The following is a 10,667-nucleotide window of genomic DNA, read 5'->3' as shown; positions in this document are numbered from 1 at the left end:
ACGAGATCCACCGAGCGTTCCATCAGCACCGCAACCGGCGCCTCCGGACCCACCCCCAGACCCACCAACCGATGCGCCAGCTGATTCGCCCGCTCGTCCAACTCCCGGTACGACAACTCCCGCCCGGCACACCGCACCGCCACCGCACCCGGAGACCGCAGCGCCTGAGCCGCGAAAGCCGCCGGCACCGAACCAGCCCCGAGCCCCTCACCAGACTCCGCGCCGGCCCACAACTCCAACAACCGCACGCGCTCGTGCGTATCGATCACGTCGATTTGACTGATCGTCTGTGCCGGATCAGCGACAACAGATTCCAGGACACGTGTGAGGCGGGTAAACAGACGCTCTATGGTCTCCCGGTCGAATAGTTCTGCAGCGTATGTGACAAACGCTCGCACAGGCCCAGGAAGACCTTGATCGGTGTACTTCATGAGGAAGTTCAGCGACATGTCGAATTTCGCTGTCTGCTGTTCCGCCACGATCTCCTGGACTGTCAGGCCGGGCAGATCCAGGGCATTACCATCGCCGGTCTGAAGATTGAGCAAGACCTGGAACAGTGGGTGACGGGCCAGTGAGCGCTGGGGGTTGACCGCCTCGACCACGCGCTCGAACGGCACGTCCTGGTGGGAGTACGCGGCCAGGTCAGTCTCCCGGACCTGCTCCAGCAATTCCAGAAACGTCGGATTCCCCGATGTGTCCGTCCGCAGGACCAGGGTGTTGACGAAGAAGCCGACGAGGTCGTCGAGTGCTTCGTCGGCGCGTCCTGCGACCGGGGTTCCGATTGGGATGTCCGTCCCCGCACCCATCTTCGTCAGCGCCACCGCCAGTGCTGCCTGTGCCACCATGAACGTGGTGGCGCCCGTCGAACGTGCCAGATCAGCCATCCCGCGGTGCACTTCTGCGTCCAGCTCGAAGAAGACCGAGTCGCCGCGATAGCTGGCCACCTTCGGCCGGGGGCGGTCGAAGGGCAGCTCGAGCTCGTCCGGGATTCCTTCCAATGCCTGTGTCCAGAAGGCCAGCTGTTCACTCACCAGGGAGTTGGGGTCTTCTTCTGCGCCGAGGAGCTCACGCTGCCACAACGTGTAGTCCGCGTACTGCACCGGCAACGCCGGCCACGACGGCTCGAGCCCCTGGAGCCGGGCCCGGAACGCGATCTCCAGATCACGCCCCAGCGGTCCCATCGAGGCACCGTCACTTGCGATGTGGTGCATGAGCAGCAGCAATACCTGCTCATCGGGATCGACGGTGAACAACGTCGCCCGCAGCGGAATCTCGGCCGACAAGTCGAACACATACTGACCGGCCTCCCGCAGCACCGCGTCCAACTCGTCCGCACCACAGCTGACCCGATGCAGCTTCACGCAGGCGGCATCCTTGTCCAGGACCACCTGGACCGGGCTCCCGTCCACCTCCTGGAACACCGTCCGCAGGCTCTCGTGCCGTGCCACCACATCGCCCAAAGCCTGCTCGAGCACATCGGCGTTCAGCTCCCCGACGACCCGGAACGCCACCGGAACGTTGTAGGTGGTACTCGTCTCTTCGAGCCTGTCGAGGAACCACAGCCGGTTTTGTGCCGGTGACAGTGGGATCCGCTCCGGGCGTGCCATCGTGGTCAACGCGGGCCTGGCCACGGCTGCTTCCGCGACCCGGTCGGCGAGGGTGGCGACCGTGGGGGCCTCGAACACGTTCCGCACCACCAGCTCGGCACCCAGGACCGAACGTATGCGGCCGGCCAGGCGGGTGGCGAGGAGGGAGTGGCCGCCGAGTTCGAAGAAGTTGTCGTCGATGCCGACCGCGGGTACGCCCAGGATCTCGGCGAACAGCCCGCACAAGATCTCTTCCTGCGCAGTCCGCGGACCCCGCCCGCCCACCGTCACCTCATACACCGGCGCCGGCAGAGCCCGCCGGTCCAGCTTGCCATTCGTGGTCAACGGCAAACGGTCCAACACCACGAACGCCGAAGGCACCATGAAGTCCGGCAACGACCCACCCACATGAGCACGCAAGGCGTCCGCGTCCACCCCCTCGCTCCCGGCTTCGGCGACCACGTAGGCCACCAGACGCTTGTCACCCGGCCGCTCTTCCCGCACCACGACCGCGACCTCCGCCAGGCCCGGGAAACGACCCAGCACCGACTCGATCCCACCCAGCTCAATCCGCAGTCCGCGGATCTTCACCTGGTCATCGACCCGGCCCACGAACTCCAACTGGCCATCCCCCCGCCACCGCACCACATCGCCACTGCGGTACACCCGTGCCTGGGGATCGTCCGAGAACGGGTGCTTGATGAACCGCTCCTCGGTGAGTTCCGGGCGATTCCAGTAGCCCCGGGCCAGTCCGGGGCCGCCGACCCACAGTTCGCCAGGAACGCCCGGGGGCACCAGAACACCGTTTTCGTCCATGACAAACACCTCGGTGTTCGCCACCGGCCGGCCGATGGGGATCTGCCCGTTCCGGGGGGTGTTCCGGTCCACCCTGTAGGACGTGGTGAAGACCGTCGCCTCGCTGGGTCCGTACCCATGGATGAGCCGCTCGGGTGCCCATGGCCCGTCCACCAGCGCGTCCACCACCGGCCGGTCGATCGCTTCGCCGCCGTAGAAGACGGACGTGACTCCGGCGAGGAGGTCGGGGCAGTCCTGCAGGTGCTGGCGCAGGAGGGGGGCCGTCAGCCACATCATGGTCACCTTGCAGCGACGGAGAGCGGCCTTGAGAGTGGCGGCGTCGAGGAGAACCTCCTTGTCCATGACTGCCATGGCAGCCCCGGACGTCAGCGCGGGCCAGCATTCGAAGGTGAAGGCGTCCCAGGAGAAGTTGGAGGGCTGGGCCACGACGTCGCCGGGCCCGAGGCCGGCGAACAGGTCGCTGTCGACTATCCGGCAGAGCGAGCGGTGTTCGATCATGACGCCCTTGGGGGTGCCGGTGGAGCCGGAGGTGAAGATCACGTGGGCCAGGCTCTCGGGGCCGACCGGCACACCAGGGTCCGTGTCCGGCCGGGTGGCGATCTCGTGCCAGTCCTGGTCTATCAGCAGTCGCTCGGCGGATGTGTCCCCCAGTCGATCCTGGAGGCGGGCATGGGTGATGACCAGCGGAGCATTGACGTCCGCCACCATGAACTCCAGTTGGTGTACCGGGTATTCATGGTTGAGCGGCACATAGACAGCGCCTGCCTTCAGTACGCCCAGGACGGCGACGACCGCGTCGAAGCCCCGCTCGACACAGATCGGAACCAATTGCTCCGGGCGCACCCCCCGGGCGATCAGGTGGTGGGCGAGCTGGTTCGCCCGTGCGTTGAGCTCGCTGTAGGTCAGCTCTTCCGCGCCGCGGAGCACCGCCGGCGCCTCCGGCGTTCGGGCCGCCTGTTCCTGGACCATCTGGTGCAGGGTGGTGTTGTCGGCGTAGGGCACCGCCGTGTCGTTGCACTCGATGACTAGCTGTCGATGCTCCTCCGGAGAGAGAAGGTCGATGCGGCTCAGAGAGAGGTCCGGGTCCACCGCGACCGCGGCGAGCAGCCTCTTGAAACAATCTGCGATCCGTCGTGCGGTATCCGCAGTGAACAGATCGAGGGCATACCCCAACCGTCCGCTGATCCCGTCGGGGACGCCATCCCCCGCGTGCTGCTCGAAAAGCTCAAGGGTGAGATCGAACTTGGCGACCTCGGTGTCACCCAGACTCACGTCCGCGGTCAGGCCTGGGAGGTCCAACCCGACAGACGTGTTGTTCTGCATGGCCAGCAGTACCTGGAAGAGGGGGTGCTGGGCAGTGGAGCGCACCGGGTTGAGTTCGTTCACCAAGAGCTCGAAGGGGACATCCTGGTGAGCGAAAGCCTCCAGGGACACCTCGCGTACCCGAGCCAGCAATTGCTGGAAGGAGGGATCGCCGGTGGTGTCGGTCCGGATCACCAAGGTGTTCACGAAGAATCCGACCAGGTCGCCCATCGCCTCATCAGTCCGGTTGGCAACGGGGGTACCTACCGGAATGTCGTTCCCCGCGCCCAGCCGGGAGAGCAGCGCGGCGAAGGCGGCCTGCACCACCATGAACAGACTGGCCTGATGGGTACGGCCCAGGCTGACCAGGCGTTGGTGCAGCTCTGCGTCCAGCTCGAAGAAGACTGTGTCGCCGCGATAGCTGGCCACCTTCGGCCGGGGGCGGTCGAAGGGCAGCTCGAGCTGGTCCGGGATTCCTTCCAATGCGTGTGTCCAGAAGGCCAGCTGTTCACTCACCAGGGAGTTGGGGTCTTCCTTCGCGCCGAGGAGCTCACGCTGCCACAACGTGTAGTCCGCGTACTGCACCGGCAATGGCGACCACGACGGCTCCGCCCCTGCGCACCGTGCCGCATAGGCAAGGCTGATGTCGCGGGTCATCGGAGCCAGCGACCACCCGTCGGACGCGATGTGATGGGTCAGCAGGAACAGGACGTGTTCGGTCTCCGACAGGGCGAACAGACGGAAGCGGACCGGCGGGTTCACCGCCAGATCGAAACGCTCCCCAGCAAGAGCCGAGATCTCCTTGGGCAAGGCAGACGCGTCGGTCTGCACCACCTCGAAGTCCTGCATCGCCCGAGTCGCCGGCAGGATCTGCTGGAACGGCACGCCCTGAGCATCCTCGGGAAAGACGGTACGCAGGCTCTCGTGCCGGTCCACCACGTCCTCGAGTGCGGCCCGCAGCGCGGCCCGGTCCAGTTGCCCCGAAAGACGCATGGCGAGGGGAAGGTTGTAGGTGGCACTCGTCTCTTCGAGTTTGTCGAGGAACCACAGCCGGTTTTGTGCCGGTGACAGTGGGATCCGCTCCGGGCGTGCCATCGTGGTCAACGCGGGCCTGGCCACCGCTGCTTCCGCGACCCGGTCGGCGAGGGTGGCGACCGTGGGGGCCTCGAACACGTTCCGCACCACCAGCTCGGCACCCAGGACCGAACGTATGCGGCTGGCCAGGCGGGTGGCGAGGAGGGAGTGGCCGCCGAGTTCGAAGAAGTTGTCGTCGATGCCGACCGCGGGTACGCCCAGGATCTCGGCGAACAGCCCGCACAAGATCTCTTCCCGCGGGGTCCGCGGAGCGCGTCCGACTCCGGTCGCCGGCAGGTCGGGGGCGGGCAGGGACCGCCGGTCCAGTTTTCCGTTGGTGGTCAGCGGGAGCCGGTCGAGTACCACGAACGCCGAGGGCACCATGTATTCCGGCAGCTGACCTGCCACCTGTGCGCGCAGGGTCTCGACATCCACCCCGTCGCTGTGGCCCGGCTCGGCGACCACGTAGCCCACCAGACGTTTGTCGCCCGGCTGGTCGTCACGAGCTATGACCGCGACCTGCGACACCCCCGGGACACGGCCCAACACCGCCTCGATCTCGCCCAGTTCGATCCGGAAGCCGCGGATCTTCACCTGGTCGTCGGCCCGGCCCAAGAACTCCAGCACGCCCTCGCCGGAGCAGCGGGCCAGGTCACCGGTGCGGTACATGCGGCTGCCGGCCGGGCCGAAGGGATCGGCCACGAACCGCTCCGCCGTCAGGTCCGGACGCCCGAAATAGCCCCGGGCCAACCCCGCACCCGCCAGATACAGTTCCCCGGCCACTCCTGCCGGGACCAGCGACAGGGTCTCATCGAGAACATAGGCCCGCATACCGTCCAGCGGACGCCCGATCGGCAGCGGCGCCGGCAACTCGTCGCCGACCGTCCACGGATGCGTCGTTGCGTACAACGTGGTCTCGGTGGGACCGTACGCGCTGCGCACGACGATGTCCGGGCAGTGCTCCAGCACCCGCCGCACCGCGGTGGGGGAGACCACGTCACCACCCGTGATCACCTCGCGCGCACCCGCGAAGCAGCCCGGATCCTCCTCCGCCATCACCTGGAACAAACCTGCGGAGACGTCCAGGGCGGTGATCTCCTCCTCAGCGATCAGACGGGCCAGCGCCGCCACACTCAGATCACCTTCCGGCGTGATGACCGTCCGCCCACCGCGCAGCAGCGGCACCCACAAGCCGTAGATCGAGGGGTCGAACGCATACGGAATGACCATCAGGACCCGCTCATGCACGCCCGGCTCGAACATGCTGTCCACGACCAGGTCGAGGACGTCCCGGTGGGTGACCGCCACCCCCTTGGGACGCCCGGTCGAGCCCGACGTGTACATCACGTACGCCAGCTGCTCCGGCTGGCTCTCCACCCCCGGGTCACTGACCGGCAAGCCAGCCAGCTGCACGTCCTCGTCCACCACCACAACCACGGGAGCAGCAGGCAGGCCACGGCCACGCATCGCTTGGTCGGTCAGCAGCACCGGCGCGGAGGTCTCGTCCATGATCCACTGCATCCGCTCCAGCGGATACCCACTGTGCAACGGCAGATAGAACGCCCCGGCCTTCAACACCGCCAGCAGCGCCACGACCAGGTCCACCGAGCGTTCCATCAGCACCGCAACCGGCGCCTCCGGACCCACCCCCAGACCCACCAACCGATGCGCCAGCTGATTCGCCCGCTCATCCAGCTCCCGGTACGACAACTCCCGCCCGGCACACCGCACCGCCACCCCGCCCGGAGAACGCAGCGCCTGAGCCGCAAAAGCCGCCTGCACCGATTCGCCGACCAACGCCGCGTGCGACTCAAATGACGGATCGTCGGCAAAATCAACAGCATCTGCAGCACGCATCGCCAATCACTCTCTTTCGGTGTTGAGATCGCACGAATTCGCAGCTACTCGGCAGTGCGAGGACCCCGGCAGCACAGATCAGCGCGGAATGGAGGCTCTAAGCCTGAAATGGAAAGAATTCAGAAAGTCGGTGCATCAGACTCGGCGACGCCAACGCCCACCGCTCAACTTCGAAGACCCCGGTCGAAGATCACCGAACTACTCCGCCGGTTGTTCCGGCGTGGCGGCGCCGAGCCGCCGGTCGCGGAATCGCTGGAGAACCTCCACCGCGGGAACCCTGGAGCCGGGCGTGCGGAGACTCGGTTCGCGATCGCCGCCGAACCTCGAGCAGACCGAGATGTGTGCCTCGTAGGCTGTCGACATCGCATCGAGCAGCAGCCTGTAGGACTTGTCGACGGCCGGGGCGGGCGAGGCGACCAACGGCTTGACCCGATGGAGCAACTTGAGCAGTATCCGGTGATCGCGCAACTGGAGACCGCTGAACTTGGCATTGATATGCGGTGGCATCATCGCAGGACGTACCGAATCCGCGTAATGCGTGCGCGTGAAGTCGCCGGCATACCGCAGCGATGCGCCGGACCCGATCATCAGTACCGTGGCGTCCTCAAGCAGTCGGCAGGCGCTATCGATATCATCCGGATCGTCCTTGAGGCATTCCTCGAGACAGCCGACCGAGACGATCAGCGCCTGGATGAGCGCGAAGAATACTTGATGACCGAGACGCCAGCGAATCAGGGGATCGCCTTTCACATCGCCGGTGCTCGTGTCGGTGCCCTGCGTGTGAGCGCGAGCTGCGTACTCGAACGGCGTGCCGGCCACTCCGATACGCCACACCATGTGGAAAGTGGTCCAGAATGCGTCACGCAGTTGAGCTCGTTCACCGCTGCTGAGGCTTATCCCGGCTGACAGGGCATCATTGAGCTGGCTGCGGAGGGCTTCGAGCATGGTGTAGGTGAACGTCTCCACCGGGTTCCCGGTGACCCTGATCGCGCCGAAGAACAGGTCATGTTCCTCGTAGAGGTCCTCCGGCAGGGATTTTCGCTCTGCATCGGTGTACTTGGTGGCAGCGGCCGGCGAGGCCAGGCAGGCCAGGGCGGCATCGACCGCGGCCAATGCGCGTCGGTCGGAATCCTGTGGCGCTATGTCGATGACGGTCCGCAAGGCGTCCGCAGTGCGCTGGTTCATCATGCCTGCGATGGCGCCTCTTGAGGCGGGAAGCTGCTCCGCCTTCAACAGGTGGAGGGGTGGGATATCCGCATAATGAGCCTGTATTTCAACCTCAATCACTTCGCAAACTCCTTGATGGATCGGCTGGGAGTGAGGGAGACCGGTAGGCTGCTGTATCCGCGGAGGAACGTCGAGTAGAGCGCCTTGGGGTCACCCATGAGCTCGATCCGGTCTACCCTGCTGATGAGGGTCTTCAGTACGGCAGTGATCTCGGCTCGCCCGAGGTATGACCCGAAGCAGAAGTGGGGTCCGAATCCGAAGCCCAGGTGCTTGTTGGGAGTCCTGGCCAGGTCAAAACTGTGCGGGTCCGAGAAGACGCTTTCGTCGCGGTTCGCGGAAGTGATCCAGAGGATGACGTGGTCACCTTCGCGGATCGTCTGACCACCGATGGTGACGTCGGCCGTTGCGGTACGACCGATGTGCATCGCCGGCGTCGTCCAGCGCACGATCTCCTCGACCGCGCTGGCTATCGAAACGCGGCCCTCCTTCAACGCCAGCCACTGATCGGGGTGCTGGGAGAAGGCGAGCAGGGCGCCGACCATGGCCAGGCGACTGGTGTGATCTCCCGCGAGGATGAACCCGTAGCAGTTGACGACCACTTCGTCATCGGTCATCGGCTCACCGTTGATCCGGCAGGTGGCCATCGCGCTGATCAAGTCGTCCTGCGGGTTTTCGCGGCGGGCTTCGATGATCTCCTGGGAATAGATGAGGAGTTCGTTGCGAGAGAGCCAGACGTCCTCTTCGGTCTGCCCCTCGTCGTCCGCGCTGACCGCCTCCCGGCTCAGGTCGAGCACGTACTTGTGATCCGTCGACGGAAAGCCCAGCAGATCGCAGATCGTCCCCATGGGGACCACTTCCGCGACCTCCTTGGCGAAGTCGAAGGTCCCGGTACCGACAGCGTTGCCGAGGAGCTGGTCGACCCGCTGCTGCAGTTTGTCCGTCACCCCTTTGCGGATCCGGGGACTGAACGCCTTCAGCAGGATCGTCCGCATGGCGTTGTGGCGCGGCGCATCGGTGAGCGCCAGGATCTTTCCGGCCGCCGGGTCCCCTCCGGGCTTGTGCAGCGAAGACATCATGTTCCCGGCCTGCGAGCTGAATCGCTCGGGGTCCTGCAGAACGGCCATTACGTCCGCGTGGCGGGATACCACCCAAAATTGGGACCCGCGGTCCGTGGCCGGGTGCAGATATACGGGCTGCTCGGCCCGAACACGCCGCCAGAAATCTTCCATGTCAGTATGCAGGAAGGTGTTCGGGTCCGTGAGGTCCACGCTATTGAGATCGTCGGCGAATGCGCCTTTGGTCGGCATGGAAATCTCCTGGCCTTCAGAATAGGTGACTACTGCGTAGATATTTCCTTGCCGGAAAGATCAGCGATCAGCATCGCCAGTCGATCCAGGCCCGCTTCAATCTCATCCGGCGACACCGAGCTCACCGACAGTCGTAGCTGGTTCTCGCCGCCATGGCCGTCGTAGAAATGGCTCATGGGTGTCCACAGGACGCCGAACTTACTGGCCCCATATTCCAGTGCGGTGTCGTCGGCAATAAACGGAACAGTGACTACCATGAAAAATCCGCCGCCGGGCGTATTCCAGGAGACCTGGTGATTTTCGCCCCGGGGGAACCGTCGGCCCATCCCCTCCAGCAGCAGTCGCAGATTACGGCTGTAGAGCCGTATCTCCCTGGTATTTGCCTTGACCAGACTGCAGTCATGCTCCAGCAGCTTGCCTCCCGCAATGGCCTGGGCCACCGGCGAGGTGTTGACGGTGAGCATACTTTTGATCTTGGACAGCTCGTCCGCGAACAGCGTGGAGTCTCCATCCGCACCGGCCACGCGCTGATCCGCGACCACAAAGCCAACCCTGGCTCCGGGAAAGCAGGTCTTGGCGAGCGAGCCGAGATAGATCACCTGCCGCGAAGTGTCGAGGGCCTTGAGAGTGGGCAAGCGCTGACCGTCTTCAGCCTGGAACAAACCATACGGATTGTCCTCGAGAATCAGCAGATCGTGCTCCGCCGCGATGGCGAGCAATTTCTGCCTGGCCTCCAGGTCGAGGCTCGCGCCGGAGGGATTCGCGAAGTCCGGGACGAGGTAGAAGGCCCGTGGCCGCTTGCCCGCGGCGCGCACCGCCTCGAGCTGCTCGACCAAGTGGTCGAGGTCAATGCCGTCCTCGTTCTCCCGCACCGGCCAGAGGGGCATGTCCACCAGCCTCGCGGCACCGGTCAGTCCGACGTAGCCCGGCGAAACGGTCAGCACGACGTCACGCTCGTCCATGCGAAGCGCCCGGAGCACCAGGAACATTGCCTCCTGGCAGCCGACCGTGACGACGATCGACTCCGGGTCGACGTCGATGCCCTCGTCACAGGCGAGATTCCGGGCGAGCAGCTCGTGAATGATGCCCTTGGTCCGGCCGTACTGGAAGAGGGTGCGACGTACGAGTTCTGCGTCAGCACCCTTCTCGGCGGCCAGGTAGTCGCAGAAGTTCTGCAGATATCGGGGAAGATCGTCGACGTCGAAGAAATCTTCACTGGGCCGGCCGGCGGCGAGCGAAATGGCCTCCGGGAATCGGTTTGCCACCTCGTTCAAGAAGTTCATGGAGGCGAGCGCCGGATCCCGGAGCGCTGTATGCAGTCGGTCCGTGCTCAGGTCGGCGGCCAGGAGTTCCATTCCGCTGTCGTTCATGCAGCAATCTCCTGGTTCGGTGTCGTGGTGGATGCTTCTTGTGTCGCTTCTCGAATGGAGCGGTTGCTGAGTGCGGGCAGGCTGGCCAGGGCGACGAGGATCATCAGGAGGCCGCCTGTGATGAATGG

General features: G+C 65.2%; 4 protein-coding genes. All 4 read right to left on the bottom strand.

The genetic code is table 11. The annotated features are described in order from the left end of the window. Nucleotides 1-6,635 (bottom strand): amino acid adenylation domain-containing protein (locus tag ACWC0C_RS47380; protein WP_450871356.1); only part of this gene is annotated, 6,635 nt, incomplete at its 3' end. Nucleotides 6,636-6,833: 198 nt separating this feature from the next. Further along, nucleotides 6,834-7,922, bottom strand: coding sequence for a hypothetical protein (locus ACWC0C_RS47375; RefSeq protein WP_450871354.1), 1,089 nt, complete (start codon nt 7,920-7,922; stop codon nt 6,834-6,836). Further along, nucleotides 7,919-9,169 (bottom strand): cytochrome P450, encoded by a 1,251-nt coding sequence (locus tag ACWC0C_RS47370; RefSeq protein ID WP_450871352.1) that lies wholly within the window; start codon nt 9,167-9,169, stop codon nt 7,919-7,921. The genes ACWC0C_RS47375 and ACWC0C_RS47370 overlap by 4 nt, the downstream gene beginning before the upstream one ends. Before the next feature lie 29 nt (nt 9,170-9,198). Beyond that, nucleotides 9,199-10,539: an aminotransferase-like domain-containing protein gene (locus ACWC0C_RS47365; RefSeq protein ID WP_450871350.1), complete on the bottom strand. Its 1,341-nt coding sequence runs from the start codon at nt 10,537-10,539 to the stop codon at nt 9,199-9,201. Nucleotides 10,540-10,667 lie beyond the last annotated feature (128 nt).

Source organism: Streptomyces sp. NPDC001709 (assembly GCF_053596375.1).
The sequence above is the reverse complement of the archived record's forward strand: the minus strand, read 5'-3'. Positions and strand labels throughout refer to the sequence as shown.

Excerpts from the sequence above, each read along its gene's own strand:
- ACWC0C_RS47370 (WP_450871352.1), bottom strand. The coding sequence starts at position 9,169 with ATGCCGACCAAAGGCGCATTCGCCGACGATCTCAATAGCGTGGACCTC.
- ACWC0C_RS47365 (WP_450871350.1), bottom strand. The coding sequence starts at position 10,539 with ATGAACGACAGCGGAATGGAACTCCTGGCCGCCGACCTGAGCACGGAC.